General features: G+C 43.0%; 21 protein-coding genes. 19 read left to right on the top strand and 2 right to left on the bottom strand.

The features are described 5' to 3' along the window. The first annotated feature begins 121 nt into the window (after positions 1–121). The 6 genes from LS48_RS02205 (at position 122) to lepB (ending at position 5,961) form a co-directional block, all read left to right on the top strand. Positions 122–1,003, top strand: a complete 882-nt coding sequence (locus tag LS48_RS02205) for an SDR family oxidoreductase (RefSeq protein ID WP_062619513.1) — start codon at positions 122–124, stop codon at positions 1,001–1,003. A 187-nt stretch (positions 1,004–1,190) separates the two neighbouring features. Next, positions 1,191–1,961 carry a ParA family protein gene (locus LS48_RS02200; protein ID WP_062619510.1) on the top strand — a complete coding sequence of 257 codons (771 nt, stop codon included), beginning with the start codon at positions 1,191–1,193 and terminating at the stop codon, positions 1,959–1,961. Further along, on the top strand, positions 1,962–2,861 hold the full coding sequence (locus LS48_RS02195) for a ParB/RepB/Spo0J family partition protein (RefSeq protein ID WP_062619509.1): 900 nt from the start codon (positions 1,962–1,964) through the stop codon (positions 2,859–2,861). Then, the gene (locus LS48_RS02190) at positions 2,851–3,432 is read left to right on the top strand and encodes a DUF5683 domain-containing protein (protein WP_045080081.1); all 582 of its coding nucleotides are present in this window, start codon (positions 2,851–2,853) and stop codon (positions 3,430–3,432) included. Before LS48_RS02195 ends, LS48_RS02190 begins: the two co-directional genes overlap by 11 nt. Positions 3,433–3,596: 164 nt before the next feature. Further along, on the top strand, positions 3,597–4,307 hold the full coding sequence (dapB, locus tag LS48_RS02185; RefSeq protein WP_062619507.1) for a 4-hydroxy-tetrahydrodipicolinate reductase: 711 nt from the start codon (positions 3,597–3,599) through the stop codon (positions 4,305–4,307). A 94-nt stretch (positions 4,308–4,401) separates the two neighbouring features. Continuing rightward, positions 4,402–5,961 carry a signal peptidase I gene (gene lepB, locus LS48_RS02180; RefSeq protein ID WP_062619505.1) on the top strand — a complete coding sequence of 520 codons (1,560 nt, stop codon included), beginning with the start codon at positions 4,402–4,404 and terminating at the stop codon, positions 5,959–5,961. Positions 5,962–6,025: 64 nt separating this feature from the next. On the opposite strand, the gene LS48_RS02175 is transcribed toward lepB, so the two are convergent. Then, complete coding sequence (locus tag LS48_RS02175) at positions 6,026–7,144, bottom strand: PQQ-dependent sugar dehydrogenase (RefSeq protein ID WP_062619503.1); 1,119 nt, start codon at positions 7,142–7,144, stop codon at positions 6,026–6,028. 117 nt (positions 7,145–7,261) lie between these two features. Here LS48_RS02175 and LS48_RS02170 point away from each other — a divergent pair, with 117 nt between their 5' ends. From LS48_RS02170 to LS48_RS02135, 7 genes are all read left to right on the top strand, one after another. After that, on the top strand, positions 7,262–7,756 hold the full coding sequence (locus LS48_RS02170; protein WP_062619500.1) for an acyl-CoA carboxylase biotin carboxyl carrier protein subunit: 495 nt from the start codon (positions 7,262–7,264) through the stop codon (positions 7,754–7,756). Continuing rightward, complete coding sequence (gene accC / locus LS48_RS02165) at positions 7,752–9,191, top strand: acetyl-CoA carboxylase biotin carboxylase subunit (protein WP_062619778.1); 1,440 nt, start codon at positions 7,752–7,754, stop codon at positions 9,189–9,191. Before LS48_RS02170 ends, accC begins: the two co-directional genes overlap by 5 nt. An 83-nt stretch (positions 9,192–9,274) precedes the next feature. Next, the gene (locus LS48_RS02160; RefSeq protein ID WP_062619498.1) at positions 9,275–10,816 is read left to right on the top strand and encodes an acyl-CoA carboxylase subunit beta; all 1,542 of its coding nucleotides are present in this window, start codon (positions 9,275–9,277) and stop codon (positions 10,814–10,816) included. A 165-nt stretch (positions 10,817–10,981) separates the two neighbouring features. Further along, a complete protein-coding gene (locus tag LS48_RS02155; protein WP_062619496.1) occupies positions 10,982–13,504 on the top strand; it encodes a cation-translocating P-type ATPase in 2,523 nt (840 codons plus the stop codon). A gap of 101 nt (positions 13,505–13,605) precedes the next feature. Further along, positions 13,606–14,184 (top strand): outer membrane beta-barrel protein, encoded by a 579-nt coding sequence (locus tag LS48_RS02150; RefSeq protein WP_062619493.1) that lies wholly within the window; start codon positions 13,606–13,608, stop codon positions 14,182–14,184. Between the two features lie 27 nt (positions 14,185–14,211). Beyond that, entirely contained in the window at positions 14,212–15,300 is a 1,089-nt protein-coding gene (locus tag LS48_RS02145; protein ID WP_062619491.1) for a DUF6544 family protein, read from the top strand. A gap of 431 nt (positions 15,301–15,731) precedes the next feature. Then, the gene (locus tag LS48_RS02135; protein WP_062619488.1) at positions 15,732–16,496 is read left to right on the top strand and encodes an exodeoxyribonuclease III; all 765 of its coding nucleotides are present in this window, start codon (positions 15,732–15,734) and stop codon (positions 16,494–16,496) included. On the opposite strand, the gene LS48_RS02130 is transcribed toward LS48_RS02135, so the two are convergent. After that, on the bottom strand, positions 16,497–17,267 hold the full coding sequence (locus tag LS48_RS02130) for a patatin-like phospholipase family protein (RefSeq protein ID WP_062619486.1): 771 nt from the start codon (positions 17,265–17,267) through the stop codon (positions 16,497–16,499). It abuts the gene before it with no gap. A 206-nt stretch (positions 17,268–17,473) separates the two neighbouring features. Here LS48_RS02130 and LS48_RS02125 point away from each other — a divergent pair, with 206 nt between their 5' ends. From LS48_RS02125 to LS48_RS02100, 6 genes are all read left to right on the top strand, one after another. Continuing rightward, complete coding sequence (locus LS48_RS02125) at positions 17,474–18,256, top strand: MlaE family ABC transporter permease (RefSeq protein ID WP_062619485.1); 783 nt, start codon at positions 17,474–17,476, stop codon at positions 18,254–18,256. After that, on the top strand, positions 18,257–19,006 hold the full coding sequence (locus LS48_RS02120) for an ABC transporter ATP-binding protein (protein WP_062619484.1): 750 nt from the start codon (positions 18,257–18,259) through the stop codon (positions 19,004–19,006). Positions 19,007–19,011: 5 nt separating this feature from the next. After that, positions 19,012–19,998: an MlaD family protein gene (locus tag LS48_RS02115; RefSeq protein WP_062619482.1), complete on the top strand. Its 987-nt coding sequence runs from the start codon at positions 19,012–19,014 to the stop codon at positions 19,996–19,998. Between the two features lie 55 nt (positions 19,999–20,053). Continuing rightward, on the top strand, positions 20,054–20,686 hold the full coding sequence (locus tag LS48_RS02110; RefSeq protein ID WP_062619480.1) for a Crp/Fnr family transcriptional regulator: 633 nt from the start codon (positions 20,054–20,056) through the stop codon (positions 20,684–20,686). Between the two features lie 102 nt (positions 20,687–20,788). Continuing rightward, the gene (locus LS48_RS02105) at positions 20,789–21,814 is read left to right on the top strand and encodes a c-type heme family protein (RefSeq protein WP_076692397.1); all 1,026 of its coding nucleotides are present in this window, start codon (positions 20,789–20,791) and stop codon (positions 21,812–21,814) included. A 3-nt stretch (positions 21,815–21,817) separates the two neighbouring features. Then, positions 21,818–22,399, top strand: coding sequence for a methyltransferase domain-containing protein (locus tag LS48_RS02100; protein ID WP_062619478.1), 582 nt, complete (start codon positions 21,818–21,820; stop codon positions 22,397–22,399). The last annotated feature ends 61 nt before the right edge of the window (positions 22,400–22,460 follow it).

Here is a 22,460-nt window from a genome sequence, read left to right as displayed (position 1 = left end):
ATCTTTTATGCCTTTGTTAACTTTAGGAAAATGAAGAGGTGCTCAATGTGGTTAATTCTTTCCAACTAATTATTCATTCCTAACTTTACTGCTTATCTTTACAAACAAATAAAATTATTCCATGGATTATACTTCAAAAATGCTTCGCGACGACGCACTAAAGGGAAAAACAATTGTAGTAACCGGCGGAGGGAGCGGTCTCGGAAAAGCAATGACAACCTACTTTTTGGAACTTGGTGCCAATGTAGTCATCACTTCCCGAAACCTTGAAAAATTGCAAACTGTAAAAGAGGAGCTCGAAAAACAGACAGGCGGAAAAGTTTTACCGCTACAATGCGATGTGCGCAATTATGAAGAAGTTGAGGCAATGGTGGAAGCTTCCGTAAAGGAATTTGGCACCGTGGATGTGTTGTTAAACAATGCCGCTGGCAATTTCATCTCGCCCACGGAACGGCTTTCCGCAAACGCTTTCGACACAATAATAGATATCGTTTTAAAAGGAACAAAAAACTGTACCCTCGCCTTTGGAAAACATTGGATTGAAAAAAAGGAAACAAATAAAACCGTTTTAAATATTGTTACAACGTATGCTTTTACCGGTTCTGCGTATGTGGTGCCGAGTGCTACAGCAAAAGCGGGTGTATTGGCAATGACACGGTCTTTGGCCGTGGAATGGGCAAAGTACGGTATTCGTTTTAACGCAATTGCCCCGGGACCTTTCCCCACAAAAGGCGCTTGGGACAGACTGCTGCCGGGCGATTTAAAGGAAAAATTCGATCCCGCAAAAAAAGTTCCCGTAAAACGTGTTGGCGAACACCAAGAACTCGCTAATCTTGCAGCATATCTCGTTTCCGATTTTTCAGCATATATAAATGGCGAAGTAGTGGTAATTGACGGCGGCGAATGGCTAAAAGGTGCCGGACAGATGAATCTTTTGGAAGAGGTTCCACAGCAAATGTGGGATATGCTGGAGGCGATGATACGAGAGAAAAAATCTAAATAACAAAACCCAAGCACCAAATTCCAAGGCAGTTGAATTTTGATTTTTAAATATTGATATTTATTTGGAATTTGGGGTTTCAAAATTTGGAATTTTCCCGCAGGGTCATTGTTTACTTCCTGTTGACAAAAATGATTTTCTATCCACATAATTAATTGTACTTTTAACTGCTAAAATTTCAAGCAAATTAATGGGTAAAATAATTGCAATTGCAAACCAAAAAGGAGGCGTGGGCAAGACCACGACCTCAGTAAATTTAGCGGCCTCATTGGGCGTTTTGGAGAAAAAGGTTTTACTCATAGATGCAGATCCGCAGGCCAACGCCACTTCAGGCTTAGGTATTGATGTGGAAAGTGTTGAAGTTGGAACATACCAATTACTTGAGCACAGTGCCACGGCAAAGCAAGCCATTGTTTCCACAAATTCCCCTAATTTAGATTTGATACCCTCCCACATAGATTTGGTGGCTATCGAGATTGAATTGGTAGATGTGGAAAACCGCGAGTATATGCTGAGAAGGGCCATAGAAGGCTTAAAGGCAGATTATGACTATATTCTCATAGATTGCGCGCCATCGTTAGGATTGCTTACTTTGAATGCCCTAACAGCAGCTGATTCGGTTATCATTCCTATTCAGTGTGAATATTTCGCCTTGGAAGGGCTTGGGAAACTTTTGAATACCATAAAAAGCGTTCAAAAAATACATAACGAAAACCTTGATATTGAAGGATTGTTGTTGACTATGTACGATCAGCGTTTGCGTCTTTCAAACCAAGTAGTAGATGAGGTGAAAAAGCATTTTGACGAAATGGTTTTTGAAACAATCATTCAGCGAAATGTGCGTTTAAGTGAAGCACCCAGTTATGGTGAAAGCATCATCAGTTACGATGCAGCGAGTAAAGGAGCCGACAATTATTTAAGCCTGGCGCACGAATTAATTCAGAAAAACGAAAAAGAATAAATGGCGAAAGCGACCAAAAAACAAGCCTTGGGCCGCGGACTTTCAGCACTTTTGAAAGACCCGTCCAACGATATAAAATCAGTTGCAGACAAGAATGCCGACAAGGTTGTGGGCAGCATTGTAGAGCTGGAATTGGGCAGTATTGAAGTAAACCCATTTCAACCGCGAACCAGTTTTAACGAAGAATCGCTTCGTGAATTGGCTTCTTCTATCAAAGAATTGGGCGTTATCCAACCAATTACGGTTCGAAAACTGGATTTCAACAAATATCAATTGGTAAGTGGCGAGCGCCGTTTTCGCGCTTCAAAATTGGTCGGTTTGGAAACCATTCCAGCCTATATTCGTATTGCGAATGACCAAGAATCCTTGGAAATGGCTTTGGTGGAAAACATCCAACGGCAGGATTTGGACCCCATTGAAATCGCACTTTCCTACCAACGATTGATCGAGGAAATAAACGTTACCCAGGAAGAGCTGAGCGACAGGGTAGGGAAGAACCGTTCCACGATCGCCAATTATCTTCGCTTGCTGAAATTGGACCCAATCATCCAAACCGGGATGCGCGACGGGTTCATCACGATGGGCCACGGAAGAGCGTTGATAAACGTTGACGATTTAAACGACCAACTAGATATATACGAAAAAATTTTAAGCCAAAGCCTATCGGTTCGCGATACCGAGGCCTTGGTACGGGGTTATAAAAATCCTGAAGAAAAAACCAAGCCACAAAAAGCGACTGCGCCGCCTTTCGCCAAAAAGGCAAAGAAGGAATTGACCGATCTTTTTGAGACTTCGGTGGAGGTAAAGGTTTCTAAATCGGGAAAAGGACAGCTTGTAGTTCCTTTTAAGAACAAAGAAGACTTCGAACGTATTTTGAAGCTAATCAAAAGTGAAAAATAATTTCCTAAATATTTTTTTTTTAATCTTCGCCACAGCACTGTTTGCGCAGACTTCTGATACTTTAACTGTAAAAAAGGAAGAAAGGGTTATTGTGGTGAATGATTCAATTCTGCCAAAAGAGGAATACAATCCCTTGGCTCCTGCAAAAGCTGCATTTTACTCCGCGGTGGTTCCGGGCCTGGGGCAAGTTTACAATAAAAAATACTGGAAAATCCCCATTATCTATGCAGGAATGGCGGCTGGCGTTTACTTCTATAAGCAGCAGGATGATGAATATGATCGTTTTCGAGATGCTTACAAACGAAGACTTGCGGGCTATGACGATGATGAATTTCAAGGAATTTCTGACGACCGATTGATAAATGCCCAAAAATCTGCCCAAAAAAACAAAAGCATCAGTATTATCGTTACGGTGGCTTTTTATTTGCTGAATGTAGTTGATGCCAATGTGGATGCGCATTTACGACAGTATGAAGTAAGCGAGGACCTTTCACTGCAACCCAATTTCGATTATAACCAATTCAATGCGAAACCACAGTATGGAATGTCGTTGACATATAGGTTTAAGTAAAAGAAAGAATAAAGAATAGAGAAAAGAGAAAAGAGAGTAAAGATGAAAGAACACAGAAATATGAATCAATTATGTATGCAAGTTTTTGTAGGCGTTTCTCGTACTTCCGTCACCCGCCATCCGTCACCCAGCACCCAACACCCATCACCCAACACCCGTCAATTATGAAAATAGCACTACTCGGTTACGGAAAAATGGGCAAGACCATTGAAAAATTGGCTTTGGAAAAGGGCCATTCCATCGTTTTTAAAAGTACGAGCGAATCTTCCGAAGGAAATTTTGAGGACGCTGAGGTTGCCATCGAATTTTCTTCGCCCGAAGCCGCCGTTGAAAATATTTCCAAGGCATTGAAGGCCGGAACACCTATTATTTCGGGCACAACGGGCTGGCTTAATAAATATGATGAAATGGTAAACTTATGTAAAAACCGTAACGGAAGCTTTATCTATGCGTCCAACTTCAGCGTGGGGGTAAACCTTTTTTTCAGCATAAACGATTATGCCGCAAAGTTGATGGCGAAGTGGAAAGATTATAATGTTTCCGTAGAAGAAATCCATCACCTTCAAAAGAAGGACGCACCCAGCGGCACGGCCATTACCATTGCCGAGGGAATTTTGAAACACAGTGATAAAAAGGATTGGAAGCTAAACACTTCCGAAAAGAATACCTTAAATATTACTGCAAAACGGGAGGAAGATGTAAAGGGAACACATATTGTTTCTTACGACTCTTCCATAGATGCCATTTCCCTAAAACACGAAGCCCACAGCCGCGAAGGGTTTGCTTTGGGAGCCATTTTGGCCGCAGAATTTTTAAAGGATAAAAAAGGTATTTTTACGATGAAGGATGTGCTGGGATTGAAGATTAACGATTGACGATTGTGGATTGCCAAATCCCAAATTAACGAATCCCGAATCCCGAATTAACAGCTTTTAATAAAAAATAACAATAAACAATAAACAATAAACGATGAGTTGGACAGGTTGGTTTATATTTTTTTTGATAGTTCAGGTAATCCATTTTGCCGGAACCTGGAAGTTATACCAAATAGCAGGTAGAAAAGCTTGGGAAGCAGCCGTGCCGGTTTACAATGCCGTGGTTTTGATGAAGATTATCAACCGTCCGTGGTGGTGGACCATTTTGCTTTTTGTACCCATCGTAAATTTGATTATGTTCCCAGTGGTGTGGGTAGAAACCATACGTAGTTTCGGCCGTAATTCCACAACCGATACGGTTCTGGTCTTGCTTACATTGGGTCTTTATATTTATTACATCAATTACACCCAAAACGTAACGCACCTAAAAGATAGAAGCCTGAAACCGCGAACTTCTACGGGTGAGTGGGTGAGTTCCATACTTTTTGCGGTAGTTGCTGCTACCATCGTGCATACCTATTTTATGCAACCGTTCACTATCCCTACTTCTTCATTGGAAAAAACCCTTTTGGTAGGCGATTTCCTGTTTGTGAGCAAATTCCATTATGGAGCGCGCACGCCAATGACGCCCATAGCCTTTCCGATGGTCCACGATACCATTCCCGTAATTAAAACGAAGTCATACCTATCAGAACCACAGATTCCATACTTTAGATTTCCAGGATTCCAAGATATAAAACGTAACGATATTGTAGTTTTTAACTGGCCTGTAGACACTGTTAACGCGTTTCAAACTGCTGGAGATGGTAAATATTATTACAAACCAATCGATAAAAAGTCCAATTACGTAAAGCGTTGCGTAGGTCTTCCGGGAGATTCTTTGGAAGTGCGTGATGGCTATGTGTTTATCAACGGAAAACAAAATGAATTGCCCGATAGGGCGAAGCTACAATTCAGTTACGATGTGCAGGTAAATAGTCAGCTAAATCCTGAAATGCTTTACAATCGTTACGATATAACTGACCGCTATGGATTTGGAAATAACACCTATCGCTTTGGAGGAATTTCGGAAGAGTCATTAAACATGCTGAAAAACAATCCAAATGTGGTGAATATTTCCCGCTTCCGAAGTGAAAAAGGGGTATGGAATGAAGGTACATTTCCAGATAGTCAAAATTATCCTTGGAACAATGATTTCTTTGGCCCATTATACATTCCGAAAAAAGGAGTCACCGTTTCCATTACGCCCGAAACGTTACCCCTGTACAAACGGATTATAGAGGTTTATGAAGGAAGCGAGATAGGGATTGACAATAAAATTACCCAATCCGGAACCGAGGTTCTGTTGAATGGCCAGCCACTTACGGATTACACTTTTAAAATGGATTATTATTGGATGATGGGCGACAATCGAAACAACAGTGAGGACGCCCGTACGTGGGGCTTTGTACCATTCAATCACGTGGTGGGCAAGCCCGTATTCGTGTGGATGAGTTGGGATGGCGTGAATAAAAAGGTGCGTTGGGACAGACTTTTCACTACCGTGGGCGGTAGCGGAAAACCTGTTTCTTATCTAATGTACTTCGTGATTGCCGTAATCGGTTGGTTCGCCTTTGATTTTTGGAGAAAAAGAAAAAAAGGAGCTAAAAAGTAAATTATAAAAGGCCACGAATACACGAATATTTTTTAAATTTTATTCGTGTATTCGTGGTCATTTTTTATTCAGGCACCAATCTAAAAATTCCCTGTCCTTCCACGGCAATATAAATCAACCCATCCGGTCCCATTTTTACATTCCGTACCCGCCCAATATCCTGTGCAATTTTCTCTCGGTTTGTAACTTTTTCATCTTCCAAAGTGAGCAATTCCACGTAGGCAAACTTTAGAGAACCAACTAATAATTTACCTTTCCACTGCGGGTATTTATCGCTCGTAACAAACGCCATTCCGCAGGGCGCAATAGACGGAACCCAATAATAAATGGGCGGTTCAATTCCAGGTTTTGTTTTTTCATCCGTAATTTTGGTACCGCTATAATTTACCCCGTAGGTCACTTCCATCCAGCCGTAATTGGCGCCTTTTTTTACGATATTTATTTCATCGCCTCCTTTTGGACCGTGCTCGTGCATCCAGATTTTTCCGGTTTCGGGATGCTTTGCCATTCCCTGGGGATTGCGGTTTCCATAGGTATAAATCGCTTTTTTGGCATTTGGTTCGTTGTAAAATGGATTGTCTGTGGGTATGTTGCCGTCATCGTTCAAACGGTAAATTTTCCCGCCATCACGGGTTATGTCCTGCGGATTTACTTCCCTTTCCCCACGTTCGCCAATAGAAAAATATACAAACCCATCATTGTCAAATTCAATGCGCGAACCGAAGTGCTGTCCGGCCGTAGTATTGGGTTCGGCTTTGTATAGGGTTTCAATATTCGTAAGTGAATTGCCTTCCAGCTTGCACCGCATCAGCGCCGTATTGCCTCCTTTTCCGGGTCCTTCCTCAGAAGCATAAGTCATATAAATCCATCCGTTTTCGGCGTAATTTGGGTGCAATTCAATATCCATCAATCCGCCCTGCCCGCTATTGTAAACGGCCGGCACATTGGCTATCTCGGTTTTTTCACCATTCTTAAAATGAATCAATCGCCCATCCTTTTCGGTAATGAGCATACTGCCGTCGGGAAGCCACGTCATTCCCCACGGAATGGTCAGCCCATCCACTGCTTCTTCTATTTTATAGGTTTGTGGTTCGGTTTTAAGTGCTACATCGTCTTTCTTTTTCTGCTGGGCGCAGGAAGCGAAAACAACAAAGGCGGTTACTAAAAAGATGTATTTTTTCATAGTGCTTGATTTTAGCTAAAGATACCAAAAGTTGGACGGAATTTTCTAAAATCATTCCCAATTCCTTTTTGCCGAAACCTCCAACATACCTTATCTTTAACCAAAATTTTCAAATTTATGGATGAGAGCTATCGCATTAGCGTTGATGACAGTTATGAATTTCAATTGAATGCCAACGACCTTGAACAAATTGACCTGGCAGAACTTTCGGGACAGAAAGTTCACCTACTCCACAACAATAAATCTTTTACAATCGAACTTTTGAAGAGCGATTTTGTCAATAGGAACTATCGAATAAAAGTAAACGGAAACACTTACCAGCTAACCATTGCCACACCTTTGGACCAGCTCATTAAAGAGATGGGACTTTCTTTGGGGAATGATTCTTTTGAAGACGAAATCCACGCCCCAATGCCGGGCATTATTTTGGAAGTGAACGTGGCCGAAGGCGATGAAGTTAAACAAGGCGATTTCCTTTGCGTTCTCGAAGCGATGAAGATGGAAAATACGCTCACGGCGCCGCGCGATGGCGTTGTAAAATCGGTAACCATTGCCAAAGGCGAAACGGTCGATAAAGGAAAATTGCTAATTGAATTGGAAAAAAATGATTAAGAAAATATTGGTCGCCAATCGAGGCGAAATTGCATTGCGAATAATGAAAACCGCCCGAAACATGGGCATTAAAACGGTTGCCGTGTTTTCCGAAGCAGATAGAAATGCGCCCCACGTAAAGTTTGCGGATGAAGCCGTTTGCATAGGCCCGCCGCCTTCCAACGAATCGTATCTTTTAGGCGATAAAATTATAAAGGTTGCACAGGAATTGAACGTGGATGCCATTCATCCTGGCTACGGATTTTTAAGTGAAAATGCCGAATTCGGTGAAAGTGTCGAAAAAAGCGGAATGATTTTCATCGGCCCAAAATCGCATGCCATCCGCATCATGGGAAGCAAGCTCGCCGCGAAGGATGCCGTAAAAAAATACGATATCCCAATGGTTCCCGGCACCGATGAGGCCATTACCGATGTTGCCGCAGCAAAGGAAATCGCAAAAGAAATTGGCTTCCCAATTCTTATAAAAGCGTCCGCTGGCGGTGGCGGAAAAGGCATGCGCATTGTTGAAAATTCCAAAGAATTTGAGGACCAAATGAAGCGCGCCATCAGCGAGGCCGAAAACGCTTTCGGCGATGGGGCTGTTTTTATTGAAAAATTTGTCACCTCGCCACGCCACATCGAAATCCAGGTTTTGGCAGATAATTTTGGCAACACCGTCCATCTTTTTGAGCGGGAATGCAGCATTCAGCGTCGTCACCAAAAAGTGGTAGAGGAAGCGCCTTCCTCGGTTTTAACGCCGGAATTGCGCAAACAAATGGGCGAAGCGGCTGTAAAAGTTGCAAAAGCCTGTGATTATGTGGGCGCGGGCACGGTAGAGTTTCTTTTGGACGACAAACACAATTTCTACTTCCTCGAAATGAACACTCGTCTGCAAGTGGAGCATCCTGTTACCGAACTCATTACCGGCCTCGATTTGGTGGAACAGCAGATAAACGTTGCCAACAATGAGAAGCTTTCCTTTTCGCAGGAAGATGTAAAAATCACCGGCCATGCTTTTGAACTTCGAGTATATGCCGAGGATCCACTGAACAATTTTATGCCAAGCGTTGGAAAATTGGAAGTGTATCGTCCGCCGAGCGGAAAAAACATCCGCGTGGACGACGGTTTTACCGAAGGCATGCAGGTGCCGATCCAATACGACCCCATGCTTTCAAAATTGATAATCTACGGAAAAACCCGAAACGAGGCGATGCAGCGAATGCTGGAAGCCATTTCGGAATACGATATTGAAGGTGTAAGCACCACGCTTCCCTTTGGAAAATTTGTTTTTGAACACGAAGCTTTCCGAAGCGGAAATTTCGACACCAATTTTGTAAAAAAATACTATTCCGAAGAAAAACTAAAAGCTATCAATGAGGAAGAAGCGCAAATTGCAGCCCTTTTCGCATTAAAGCAATATTTAAAAGATTCAGAAATACTTCGTATGCCGAAGTAAATTCTTTGCGCCCTCTGCGTCTCTGCGGTGCAATTTATTACCGCAAAGGCGCAGAGTTCGCAGAGGCTTCAATTATCACAAATATGACCGACAACAATAAAAAATTGCAAGCAATCCTTTCCGAAGCCAAAAAAGGCGGGGGCGAAAAACGCATTGCAAAACAGCACGAAAAGAAAAAACTCACCGCCCGCGAGCGCGTGGAATACCTTCTCGACCAAGGCTCCTTTGAGGAAATGGGAATTCTCGTTACGCATAGAACCACCGATTTTGATATGCAAAACGAAGTGTATTACGGCGATGGGGTGGTTACGGGCTACGGCACCATCAACGGTCGTTTGGTGTATGTTTTCGCACAGGATTTCACGGTTTTTGGCGGCGCCCTTTCCGAAACCCACGCGGAGAAAATCTGTAAAATAATGGACCACGCCGTGAGCGTTGGCGCGCCCGTGATTGGCTTGAACGATTCCGGTGGCGCCCGGATTCAAGAGGGCGTTCGATCTTTGGGTGGCTACGCCGATATCTTTTACAGAAACGTACAGGCTTCTGGTGTAATCCCGCAGATTTCGGCAATTATGGGGCCTTGTGCCGGCGGCGCGGTGTATTCCCCTGCGATGACCGATTTCACTTTGATGGTGCAGGACAGTAGTTATATGTTCGTTACGGGACCCAACGTGGTGAAAACCGTTACCAATGAAAACGTTACTTCCGAAGAACTGGGCGGCGCGCGTACCCACGCCACCAAAAGCGGCGTAACGCATTTTACCGCTGCGAATGATATAGTGTGTTTGGAACAGATAAAAACCCTGCTCAGCTATCTTCCGCAGAACAATAAATCCGTAACTGAAAAACTGCCTTTTGAAGCTGCCGATGAGTTTCGGGAGGAACTGGAAAGCATCGTGCCAGATTCCGCAAACAAACCTTACGATATGCACGAGGTAATCAAAGGAATTATTGATGCTGATTCGTTTTTCGAAGTGCATAAGGATTATGCAGATAATATTATAGTTGGTTTTGCGCGCTTGGGTGGCCGGAGTATCGGTATTGTTGCCAACCAACCGATGAGTTTGGCGGGTGTTTTGGACGTGGACAGTTCCAAAAAAGGGGCGCGGTTTACGCGTTTCTGCGATTGTTTCAACATTCCCCTTTTGGTTTTGGTTGATGTGCCGGGCTTTCTTCCGGGAACCGACCAGGAATGGAACGGTATTATTCTGAACGGAGCAAAATTGCTTTATGCCTTAAGCGAAGCAACCGTGCCGCGGGTTACGGTAATTACCAGAAAAGCTTACGGTGGCGCCTACGATGTGATGAACAGCAAACACATTGGCGCTGATATGAACTATGCCTGGCCAACTGCTGAAATCGCGGTAATGGGAGCTAAGGGAGCGAGCGAGATTATTTTCAGAAAAGAAATTGCTGCTGCTGAAAACCCTGAGTTGAAACTCTCGGAAAAAGAAGCGGAATACGCTGAAAAATTTGCCAATCCTTTTAAAGCTGCACAGCGCGGATTTATTGATGAGGTAATCCAACCCCGCGAAACGCGCAGAAAGCTGCTGAAGGCCTTTGCAATGCTGGAAACGAAAGACGTTCCGCGACCAAACAGGAAGCACGGGAATATTCCTTTGTAAATTTTTAGTGATATCGATGTCCGGTCGAGCCTGCCTTCCTACGGAGAGCAGGCAGGCGCAGTCGAGACCTCGTTTTGGGAAATTTTCTTTTTTTAAATGATAGTTATCATAAATGAATGGGCTGGAAATTCATAATTTTAAAGCTTAACTAAGCCATTCCAAAAAATGCCCATAACCAACTTCAATATAAAAGGTCTGACCGATGCCGAGGTCTTGGCTTCGCGGAAAAAATTCGGCAGCAATGTTCTCGAATCAAAAAAGAAAAACCACTTTCTTGAGGCTATAAAGGGCTTGGTAAAGGAACCGATGGTAATTTTACTGCTGGTCGCCGCAACGCTCTATTTTTTCACCGGAAATACGGGTGACGGTATTTTCCTCGCCGCCGCCATTCTTTTGGTCGCTGCCATTTCACTTTATCAGGATGCTAAAACCCATAACGCCCTCGAAAAACTAAAAGAGCTCTCCCAACCGCATTGTAAGGTAATCCGCAATGGGGAAGTGGTTGAAATAATGAGCCAAGACGTGGTAGTGGGCGATTTTTTAATGGTCGAGGAAGGTTCAACCATTGTGGCTGATGGCATTATCGTCCACTCCAACGACTTTTCAGTAAACGAATCCATTTTAACGGGGGAATCCTTTTCGGTTGAAAAAGACGCAAATTCCGCAGACAACAAAATTTATATGGGCACCCAAGTAGGGGGCGGCCTTGCCATTGCCGAAATAACCGCGATAGGCAACCAGACCAAGGTGGGGAAAATAGGGAAGAGCATAGAGGATATTTCTTCCGAAAAATCGACGCTCGAACTCCAGATAAACAATTTCGTAAAAAAGATGGTAATCGCCGGAGCGGTGGTTTTTCTCTTGGTTTGGGGCATCAATTATTACAATTCCGAAGACGTTTTGGACAGTCTGTTAAAGGCACTTACACTTGCCATGAGCATCTTGCCGGAGGAAATCCCGGTTGCCTTTACCACCTTTATGGCCATTGGCGCGTGGCGGCTGATGAATATGGGCGTGATCGTAAAACAGATGAAAACCGTGGAATCCCTGGGTAGTGCCACGATAATCTGTGTGGACAAGACGGGTACGATTACGGAGAATAAAATGCGGCTCGATAAAATTTTCACGCTGGAGACCGATAAGATCACTTCGGTAAAAGAGGTACTTTCCGCCAGTGAAAAGGAACTCATTATTACTGCCATGTGGGCCAGCGAGCCCATTCCTTTTGATACCATGGAGCAATCGCTGCACCGTTTTTATGAAAGGATTGCTGAAAACGATGAAAGACCCAATTTCAAAATGGTCCACGAATATCCACTGGGAGGCAAACCCCCGATGATGACCCATATTTTTGAAAATGACAAGGGCGATAGAATCATCGCTGCCAAAGGTGCGCCCGAAGCTTTGATGGCAGTTTCAGGTTTAAGTGATAGTGAAAAGGAAATTTTAAAAAAGAAAATAACGGATCTGGCAGCCCAAGGCTATCGGGTTTTGGGCGTGGGAATTTCAAAATTTGAAGGAACTGACTGGCCAAAAAAACAACAGCATTTCAAGTTTGAATTTAAGGGCCTCGTCGCTTTTTACGATCCGCCAAAAGGGAACATTTCAAAAGTATTCCAGGATTTTTACAATGCGGGCATTGCGGTTAAAATCATTACCGGCGATATTGCCGAAACCACTGCAGCCATTGCCAAAAAGGTAAATTTCAGGGGCTCTGGGGAAGTTATTTCAGGTGATGACCTTGTGCATCTGAACGATTCGGAACTGGCAAAGATCACTTCGAAAAAAAATATTTTTGCGCGAATGTTTCCAGAAGCGAAACTTAAAATAATCAACGCCCTAAAAGCACAGGGCCACATTGTGGCGATGACGGGCGATGGCGTAAACGACGGCCCGGCGCTAAAGGCCGCAAATATAGGGGTGGCTATGGGGAAGAAGGGCACCGAAATAGCCAAACAATCCGCTTCGTTGATTCTTGTAAATGACGACCTTTCCAAAATGGTTGAGGCCGTGGCGATGGGCAGAAAAATATATTCCAACCTTAAAAAGGCGATTCAGTACATTATTTCGATACACATCCCCATCATTCTTACCGTTTTTATCCCCTTGGTCTTGGGGTGGGTTTATCCCAATATCTTCACGCCCGTACACGTTATTTTGTTGGAATTGATAATGGGCCCCACCTGCTCGATAGTTTATGAAAACGAACCGCTGGAAAAGGATTCCATGCTCCAAAAACCACGGCCTTTTTCCAGCACCTTTTTTAATTGGAGCGAGCTTTTCACCAGTATTATCCAAGGATTGGCGATTACGGCCGGTGTACTTGCGGTATATCAAATTGCCGTAAATAACGGCGCCAATGAAGCGATAACCCGAACTATGGTATATACCGCGCTCATAACCGCAAATATTGTACTGACCTTTGTAAACCGCTCTTTTCTCTACTCCATTTTTACCACTTTCAAATATAAAAACAACTTGGTGCCAATCATAGTGGGCATTACCGTGGGCATTACCCTTTTGCTCCTTTTTGTGCCGCCCTTCACTAAGTTTTTTCAATTTGAAAGACTTGATATAAACCAGCTCGGCATCAGTGTTGGGATCGGGATGTTGAGTGTGTTGTGGTTTGAAATCGTGAAATGGTGGAAACGCCACCAAATTTCAAAAACAGCTATTTCTTCTTCTTAAATAGCTTCAAGTTATTGATAAACAATAATTAACTGATTTTCGTCATAGTAAAAAACTGTTATCCAAAGTAAATTTGAGTGTTTCACGAAAACGTAAACATTATGAAAAAGTTCAGTTTTTTGTTTGTTGCCACCATGCTGCTGTTTTCAATTGGAGCGGAAGCACAGGAAAAATGGTCGTTGGAGTTTAGGCCTGGACTTAATTTTCCCACTGGTGACGTGGGCAATACCGACACTAAAATTGGCTTTGGTTTCGAACTTACCGGCGCATATAAAATTATGCCCCATTTTGCAGTTTATGCGGGTTGGGGCTTAAACGAGTTTAAGGGTGATGATAATTTTTTGACTGAGGAACTTACACTCAAGGAAACAGGATACACATTCGGTTTTCAAATCATAAAACCTATCGGCACTTCCGCATTTTCTTACTTGGCAAGGGCTGGAGCGGTTTACAATCATATAGAAATTGAAAATAACAGCGGTAGTTTTGCCGCCGACACTGGCCACGGATTTGGTTGGCAAATTGCTGCAGGAGTAGATTATGAGTTTGCTCCCAACCTCGCGCTGCGCCCCATGCTTCGCTACCGTTCGCTTTCTAGGGATATAACGATTGAAAATACTTCAACTGAATTAAAACTGAATTATATCTCATTTGGAATTGGTTTGGCTTTGGACTTTTAAGACTGAAATCACGAAAAGTATTTTAAAATGAAAATCGCATTCTTCATTCTTCTTTCCCTTCACGGCCTAATTCATTTAATGGGCTTTTTTAAGGCTTTTGGCTTCGCCGAAATTTCACAATTGTCACAAAATTTCTCAAAACCGCAAGGTCTTTTATGGCTCGCGGTCGCTTTGACTTTTATAACGATAGGAATTCTATTTCTGTTAAAAAACAATCTTTGGTTTTGGATCGCCGTAGCAACGGTTGTAGTATCTCAGGTCTTGATTATTGTGAATTGGCAGGACGCAAAATTTGGCACCATCATCAACTTGATCGTGCTGATTGTAGCCCTATTGGCAATGGCGGGCTGGAATTTTGAAAGGGAATTTAAAAAGGATGTTTCCCAGTCCTTTAAAAATGTTAGCATTTCCGAAGAAATAATCTCCGAAGCCGATGTTGCCCAGCTTCCTATTCCGGTTCAGAACTATCTCAAATATGTCGGGGCAATCGGCAAACCCAAAATAAAAACTGCAAGAGCTATTTTTAAAGGGGAAATGCGGGAAAAGGGAAAGGATTGGTTCGGGTTTACTTCGGAACAGTATAATTTTTTTGCAGATCCCACGCGCTTGTTTTTTATGAAGGCCAATTTCAAAGGCTTGCCCACCCAGGGTTATCATCGGTATAAAGAAGGAAAGGCATCGATGCTGATAAAACTGCTTTCCGTTTTTCCCGTGGTAGATATTTCGGAACCCGAAATGTTCAAGACCGAGACCGTCACTTTTTTTAACGATATGTGTCTTTTTGCGCCAGCAGCCTTGATTGACAAACGGATCAATTGGCAGACCTTGGAGGATAATTCGGTAAAGGCTGTTTTTCACAATGGAGAAGTTTCAGTATCGGCGATTTTGAAATTCGACGAAAGTGGGCGAATGATCAATTTTATTTCGGAAGACAGGGTGGATGTGAATTCCAACCAAAACGTTCCGTTTTCAACCCCGGTTACCGAATACGGTACGGTCAATGGCTATAAACTGCCCCTTGCTGCCGATGCCGTTTGGCACTTTCCCGAAGGCGACTTTGTTTACGGAAAGTTTTATTTACAGGATGTTCAGTATAATTTGAAAATTTCAGATTAGGAAAATGGCCTATTCAAAAAAATAATAAACTGCTGTTTATAAAAAGCCTCCACACGGTTATTTGGCTGTTTTTCAATGTGGTGATTTTCTATCTTTTATACGCCGCCATCGCTAATAAAATTGACATATGGGTCTGGATCTGCATAGCCCTTGTTTTGATGGAAGGCTTGGTTTTGCTGGCTTTTAGAATGTTTTGTCCGCTTACGGTTATTGCCCGAAAGTACTCCGACTCCCCAAAGCGAACTTCGATATTTTCCTTCCCAATTGGTTGGCGAAATACAATAAACTGATTTATACTACCATTTTTGGTACAGCGGTGATTATTGTAATTTATAGATGTGTCGCTTAAGTTGTGCAGTTGCGAACATTTCACAGATATATAATTGCAATTTCTCTCCACCTTTCAGATATTTACAAAAAGAACAGATGCTATGAAAATAATCTCGTGGAACATCAACGGCGTAAGGGCGATAACCAAAAAGGATTTCTTTGGGGATTTTACAAAAATGGATCCAGATATTATCTGCTTTCAGGAAACCAAGGCCCAAGATGACGAGGTAAAAACGGCCTTGTCCAAAATTACCCAGTATCACCAATATTACAATTCTGCAGCGCGGAAAGGCTATTCTGGCGTTGCGGTCTTGAGCAAAATGGAACCTGTGGCGGTAACGTACGATATGGGCGTTGCGGAACACGACAACGAAGGCCGGGTAATCTGTTTGGAATTTGAGACCTTCTTTTTGGTCAATGTATATGTTCCCAATTCCGGGCAACAGCTGGAAAGGCTGGATTATAGAAAGACTTGGGATGACGACTTCCAAAGCTATCTCATTAACTTGAAAAAATCAAAGCCTGTAATTCTTTGCGGCGATTTAAATGTTGCCCACCGCCCCATTGACCTTAAAAATGATAAGGCCAATTACAACAAAACCGCAGGTTATACCCAAATTGAAATTGACGGAATGGACAATTTGCTCAACGCAGGTTTTGTGGATACCTATCGGCATTTTCATCCGGATATTGTGGCCTATACCTATTGGAGCTACCGTTTTAAGGCCCGTGAGCGCAATGTTGGCTGGCGGATAGATTATTTTTTGGTAAGTGAATCCTTGCTCGAAAAAATAAAAAATGTAGCAATATTATCGGAATATTATGGCTCCGACCACTGCCCAATCCAACTTGAAATTGAATTGTAGTCAATTCTTAAATAGGTTTTCGTTTTCCTTTAAAGCGGCCATCGCTTCAGAATACCCCATTTCAAAAATAGCATCCGTATTGCTCATACCGAATATGGCAAAGCCTCCCACATCTTTGGGCGCAATAACCAAATCGCATTCGGGAAATTTTCTTATAGAATCTGATACCGCCCTGATTTTAAGTGCCCTATCGGCAACATTATAGGAATGGTTCAAATCCTTGATGCTGATTTTCTGTAGGGAGTTGATATACACCCCAATAATTGTATCGCAGTGTTGCTTTAGCGGCTCCACGGGAAAATTATTCAGTATTCCCCCATCAATATAGTACGAACCATTGATCTCGGTTGGGGTAAAAACGCCCGGAAAGGAAGCGGAAGCTATAACCGGTTTTATAAGCTGGCCTTTGCTGAAAATCTTTAAATTTCCCGAAATCACATTGGTCGCGGTTATATAGAGCGATTTTTCAAGGGCGTCAAAATTATCCCTCGGAAAAAACACTTTTAGGTCGTCATAAAACTTTTCGGTATCCAAAAACCCCGGTTTGTTGAAAGCAAATCTTTTGGTGGTAAAAATTGAAACGGTTTTAAAGAATTTTAATATTTCAGACCAATGGACCCCCGCCGAATACAGCGCTCCCACAATGGCGCCCACACTGGTGCCCGAAACGTGGGTGGGTGAAATGCCGTGCTCCTCCAATGCCTTTAATACCCCGATATGCGCGGCGCCCCGTGCTCCACCACCGGAAAGGACTAAACCAAGATTCGTCATTGTTCTAAATTTTGATAACAAATTTGTAAAAATTAAAGCAAATAAACCCTGACCAAAATCATAATCGAGCTCAAAATTGATAGTTAAATTTGGATGGTATCTGTTTGCTAAGAATAAGATTTTGAATCTGTTAATTAAATTTATTGCTGATGTTTGTCATAGTTATTCCCTATTCGTAGGATTATCTTTGATTTTCCCTGTTGTATATGAAAAAAGAAAATTCCCTTATAACCCGTACAAAATTGTTTTTCGCCGAAATTGGCGATATGACCTTATTTGCCGGTCGTTTTTTTCGGGAATTGTTCAGTCCGCCATTTGAATTTAGGGAATTGATACGTCAATGCTACAATATGGGCATTCGCTCCCTGTTTTTGGTAATGGTGACGGGTTTTATTTTGGGCTTGGTCTTTACGCTTCAATCGCGGCCCACTTTGACCGATCTTGGCGCGGCCTCGTGGATGCCATCCATGATCAGTATTTCCATAGTGCGGGAAATCGGCCCGGTAATAATCGCCTTGATCTGCGCGGGAAGGATTGGCTCCGGAATAGGTGCTGAACTCGGCTCCATGCGTGTAACCGAGCAGATAGACGCTATGGAGGTCTCGGGCACCAATCCGTTCAAATATTTGGTGGTTACCAGAATATTGGCGGTTACCTTAATGTTGCCCTTGCTCGTAATTGCGGGAGATACCGTCGCATTATTCGGATCTGCGATAATTGAGAATTTAAAGGGAGATGTTTCCTATACGCTCTATTTTAATAAGGTTTTTGACGCCTTAAGCTTTAGCGATGTGCTTCCCGCAACCGTCAAGACCGTATTCTTTGGCTTTGCCATCGGCCTGGTGGGTACCTACAAAGGCTACAATTGTTCCAAAGGTACCGTGGGGGTAGGGGAAGCCTCAAATTCAGCGGTAGTTTATTCCTCAATGTTATTATTTATAATAGATTTTATTGCCGTATTTGTTTCGGATATATTTTTTGAAGTTTAAATGAAAAAAGAAAACCAAACACCAGTCCTTGAATTAAAAGATATCCATAAGAGCTTTGGCGAAAACCATGTGCTCAAAGGTTTCAATCTTCAACTTTTTAAAGGGGAAAACCTGGTGATTATGGGCAAGTCTGGGTCGGGGAAATCGGTTATGGTCAAGTGTATTGTGGGCTTGATCCAGCCCGATAGCGGAAGCATTACCATTAACGGTCACGACATCATCACCATGGGCCAAAGGGAATTGGATTTTCTGCGGACGCAAATCGGCTTCCTCTTTCAGGGCAGTGCTTTGTACGACTCAATGACCGTTCGGGAAAACTTGGAGTTTCCGTTACGAAGACACAAAGATAAAATTGAGGATTTTAAAAGTACGGAACAATCCGTACAAGATGCGCTAAAAAGCGTGGGACTGCTGCACACCATCGATTTGATGCCTTCCGAACTGTCCGGCGGAATGCAACGTAGGGTAGCATTGGCACGGGCGCTAATTTTAAAGCCGAAAATAATAATGTACGATGAGCCCACAACGGGTTTGGACCCCATTACGGCAAACGAGATTATCCAGCTTATGCGAAGCATCCAAAAAGAGTACAACACCTCCTCCCTCATTATCACGCACGATGTGGATTGCGTAAGGGTAATTTCGAATAGAATAATATTACTGGTAGATGGAATCAACTATGCCGAGGGCACTTATGATGAACTGTCAAATTCCAGCGATCCCCAAACCCGGGCATTCTTTAAAAACTAAAAATTATGGCTAAATCAACTTCCCAAAAAATAAAAGTCGGTCTTTTCGTAGTGGTGGGCACCGCCATTCTTATTGCGGCGCTTTATTCCATCGGCAACCGACAGCATATTTTCAGCAAAAACATTGAGCTCTACGGTACCTTTGGAAACGTAAACGGCTTGATTATAGGCAACAACGTGCGCTACTCCGGTATAAACGTAGGCACGGTAAGCAAGATTGAAATGATCGAGGAGGGAAGCATCACCATCCAAATGATGATTGAGGAAAAAACAGCAAGATTTATTAAAACCGATGCCATTGCTTCCATCGGTTCCGATGGCTTGGTGGGAAGCATGGTCGTGAATATTATTCCGGGGAAAGTTGCCAGTGCCAAACCCGTAATTTCCGGCGATACCATCCAGTCTTACAGCAAGATTGGCGCCGACGATATGCTCTCCACCCTGAACACCACCAATGAAAACGCCGCCTTGCTCACCGCCGATCTGCTTAAGATTACCAATAAAATCCTTGAGGGCAAAGGCACTTTGGGCGCTTTGGTAACTGATACCTTGCTGGCCCAGGATTTAAGGCAGACGGTAATTGAACTCAAACAAACGGCTGCGGGTACTTCCACGGCGGTTTCCCGCATCAACGCCCTTATTTCAAAAGTCAATTATGATGAAAGTGCGGCGGCCGTGCTTTTGAGCGATACGGTTTCTGCCAACCAAATAAGGGGCGTATTCAGCAATCTTGAAAAATCGAGCGAGGACATTAATGAAATAACCCAAAATCTCGATGCCTATCTCACCGAAATAAAATCGGGAAAAGGTGCTTTGAATTACATTACGCAAGATGAGGTTTTGGTCAAGAATATCGATTCCACGATGCTCGATATAAAGGAAGCCGCAGAGAAATTGAACGAAAATATGGAGGCGCTGCGGCACAATTTCCTTTTCCGCGGTTATTTCAGAAAACTGGAGCGACAGGAAAGGCGGGAAGCCAGGAAAAATTAATTTTAAATTCGGTATTTTCGTAAGTCAAAAAAAAAACCAACCAAACAAAGTGATAATGCTCGATAATTTAAAGGAAAACTTCTCACATATTTTTGAGGACGCCCTAATTGATGAAATTGGCCAGGTAGGGGTTTTAAAGGAAGTCAAGGAAGGCGAAAAGGTAATTGAGATTGGCGATTACGTCCGTTCCATGCCCTTGCTCCTCAAGGGGGCCATAAAAATTTTAAGGGAAGACGACGACGGCGACGAGCTGCTTCTCTATTTTTTGGAACGCGGCGATACCTGCGCCATGACCCTAACCTGCTGTTTGGGACAGACCAAAAGTGAGATCCGAGCCATCGCAGAGCTCGACACCACGTTGATAATGATACCCATCCAAAAAATGGAGGAGTGGACTGGCAAGTATAAAAGTTGGCGCAACTTCGTCTTTCAAAGTTACCACGCCCGCCTTACCGAAATGCTCGAAACCATTGACAGTATCGCATTTTACAATATGGACGAGCGTTTGGTGAAATACCTTCAAAACAAAAAGAAGATAACAAATGATTCCCTGATCAATTCCACGCATCAGGAAATTGCGTATGAGCTTCACACCTCGCGCGTGGTGGTGTCGCGTTTGTTGAAGAAGCTGGAATCCATGGGGAAAATTGAGCTTAACCGAAATAGTATTAAAATAATCGCACTTTAGTTTTAAGATGGCCCATTTAAACCGTTGAAGTGTAACTTTTGTTACTGTCAAGCGTGAAGTTTCCCTTTATTTTTGAAGTGTCCACAACTTTATACTCAAAATATGAAACTTTTAGTCACATTATTTTTGATCAGTTTATTCACTTCCTGCAATACCAATACTCGTAAGGAATATTTGGCGATTGCCGAAAATGCAGAAAACTTAATACTTACAAGCCCTCAGGAGCATCCCGGCAAGAAATTGATGGAAAACAACTGTTACGTTTGCCACAATCCTAAAACTTCAGAAGAAGCGATGATTGCCCCGCCTATGATAGCGGTAAAGATGCATTATATTTCGGAAGACACTTCAAAGGAAGCGTTTGTGGAAAGTTTCGTCAATTTCTTAAAAAACCCTTCCGAGGAACAATCAAAAATGCCCGGCGCCATCAAGAAATTTGGGTTGATGCCCTATCAATTCTATCCCGAGGAAACCATCAGGCAGATAGCAGATTATGTATTTGAAAATGAAATAGAGGAACCCGAATGGTTTGAGGCGCACTACAAGCAAATGCACGGCGACAGACCGCAGATGAAAGGCCGAATGGGTCGGGGAATGGGGAATGGCAAAGGAATGGGTAAAAACCGAGATACAAATGCCCAACCTTCCGTGAAGGAACGCGGCATGCAAATGGCTCAGTCCACCAAGGCTGAATTGGGGAAGAACCTGATGGGCCAGATCCAGAAAAACGGGGTTATTGCCGCCCTCGATTTCTGCAATGTACAGGCCTTACCCATTACCGACAGTATGGCCACCGTCCATAAGGCCCATATAAAACGCGTTACCGATAAACCGAGAAACCCACAAAACAAGGCCAATGCCGCAGAACTGCAATATCTGGAAAGCTTCAAAAAGCAAGTGGCTGCCGGAGACGAGGTAAACCCGATAGTTGTGGATATGGGCAGGGAAACCGAGTTTTATTACCCCATCGTTACCAATTCCATGTGCTTAAAATGCCACGGCACGCCCGGAAAGGAACTGGAAACGCTCACCTTGTCCAAAATAAAGGAGTTGTACCCAGCGGATAAGGCAACCGGTTACGGCGAAAATGAAGTGCGCGGCATTTGGAGTATACGTTTTGAAAATTAGCATATGAATTATTACGAAGCTTTCTGGAACCACAAATACCTCAGTGGCGAAACAGGCTGGGATATAGGCCAGGTTTCCACGCCCATAAAGGAATACATCGACCAACTTTCAGATAAAAATTTAAAGATTTTGATTCCCGGCGGCGGTAATTCCTATGAGGCGGAATACCTTTTTGAAAACGGTTTTAACAATGTTTTTGTGGTGGATATTTCATCTATTCCCTTAAAAAATCTTACGGAACGCCTCCCGTCATTTCCCAAGGAAAATCTGCTGCACGCCGACTTTTTTGAATTGGAGGATACCTTCGACCTGATTTTGGAACAGACCTTCTTTTGTGCGCTGGATCCATCCCTTCGCGAGGCATATACCGATAAAATGCACCAACTGCTTAAGCCCGATGGCAAACTTGTGGGCTTGCTTTTCAATATTCCTTTAAACGATGACAAACCTCCTTTTGGAGGCAATAAAGATGAATATGAAAAGCTTTTTTCGGAAAAATTCAAAATCGAAAAAATGGAAACAGCCTACAATTCCATTCCTCCCCGTGCAGGAAATGAGCTGTTTTTCAAACTCAGGAAGAAATAAGTTTTAAATTTTTGTTAGAATTCGGTTTCTAATTTTAGTGTTTGGGAAGTCTTTTTTAAAT

Source organism: Aequorivita aquimaris, from assembly GCF_001573155.1.
In the GTDB taxonomy this organism is placed as follows: Bacteria; Bacteroidota; Bacteroidia; order Flavobacteriales; family Flavobacteriaceae; genus Aequorivita; species Aequorivita aquimaris.
This window is presented reverse-complemented; position numbering and strand designations above follow the sequence as displayed.

Excerpts from the sequence above, each read along its gene's own strand:
- LS48_RS02205 (WP_062619513.1), top strand. The coding sequence starts at position 122 with ATGGATTATACTTCAAAAATGCTTCGCGACGACGCACTAAAGGGAAAA.
- LS48_RS02200 (WP_062619510.1), top strand. The coding sequence starts at position 1,191 with ATGGGTAAAATAATTGCAATTGCAAACCAAAAAGGAGGCGTGGGCAAG.
- LS48_RS02195 (WP_062619509.1), top strand. The coding sequence starts at position 1,962 with ATGGCGAAAGCGACCAAAAAACAAGCCTTGGGCCGCGGACTTTCAGCA.
- dapB (WP_062619507.1), top strand. The coding sequence starts at position 3,597 with ATGAAAATAGCACTACTCGGTTACGGAAAAATGGGCAAGACCATTGAA.
- lepB (WP_062619505.1), top strand. The coding sequence starts at position 4,402 with ATGAGTTGGACAGGTTGGTTTATATTTTTTTTGATAGTTCAGGTAATC.
- LS48_RS02175 (WP_062619503.1), bottom strand. The coding sequence starts at position 7,144 with ATGAAAAAATACATCTTTTTAGTAACCGCCTTTGTTGTTTTCGCTTCC.
- LS48_RS02170 (WP_062619500.1), top strand. The coding sequence starts at position 7,262 with ATGGATGAGAGCTATCGCATTAGCGTTGATGACAGTTATGAATTTCAA.
- LS48_RS02160 (WP_062619498.1), top strand. The coding sequence starts at position 9,275 with ATGACCGACAACAATAAAAAATTGCAAGCAATCCTTTCCGAAGCCAAA.
- LS48_RS02155 (WP_062619496.1), top strand. The coding sequence starts at position 10,982 with ATGCCCATAACCAACTTCAATATAAAAGGTCTGACCGATGCCGAGGTC.
- LS48_RS02150 (WP_062619493.1), top strand. The coding sequence starts at position 13,606 with ATGAAAAAGTTCAGTTTTTTGTTTGTTGCCACCATGCTGCTGTTTTCA.
- LS48_RS02145 (WP_062619491.1), top strand. The coding sequence starts at position 14,212 with ATGAAAATCGCATTCTTCATTCTTCTTTCCCTTCACGGCCTAATTCAT.
- LS48_RS02135 (WP_062619488.1), top strand. The coding sequence starts at position 15,732 with ATGAAAATAATCTCGTGGAACATCAACGGCGTAAGGGCGATAACCAAA.
- LS48_RS02130 (WP_062619486.1), bottom strand. The coding sequence starts at position 17,267 with ATGACGAATCTTGGTTTAGTCCTTTCCGGTGGTGGAGCACGGGGCGCC.
- LS48_RS02125 (WP_062619485.1), top strand. The coding sequence starts at position 17,474 with ATGAAAAAAGAAAATTCCCTTATAACCCGTACAAAATTGTTTTTCGCC.
- LS48_RS02120 (WP_062619484.1), top strand. The coding sequence starts at position 18,257 with ATGAAAAAAGAAAACCAAACACCAGTCCTTGAATTAAAAGATATCCAT.
- LS48_RS02115 (WP_062619482.1), top strand. The coding sequence starts at position 19,012 with ATGGCTAAATCAACTTCCCAAAAAATAAAAGTCGGTCTTTTCGTAGTG.
- LS48_RS02110 (WP_062619480.1), top strand. The coding sequence starts at position 20,054 with ATGCTCGATAATTTAAAGGAAAACTTCTCACATATTTTTGAGGACGCC.
- LS48_RS02105 (WP_076692397.1), top strand. The coding sequence starts at position 20,789 with ATGAAACTTTTAGTCACATTATTTTTGATCAGTTTATTCACTTCCTGC.
- LS48_RS02100 (WP_062619478.1), top strand. The coding sequence starts at position 21,818 with ATGAATTATTACGAAGCTTTCTGGAACCACAAATACCTCAGTGGCGAA.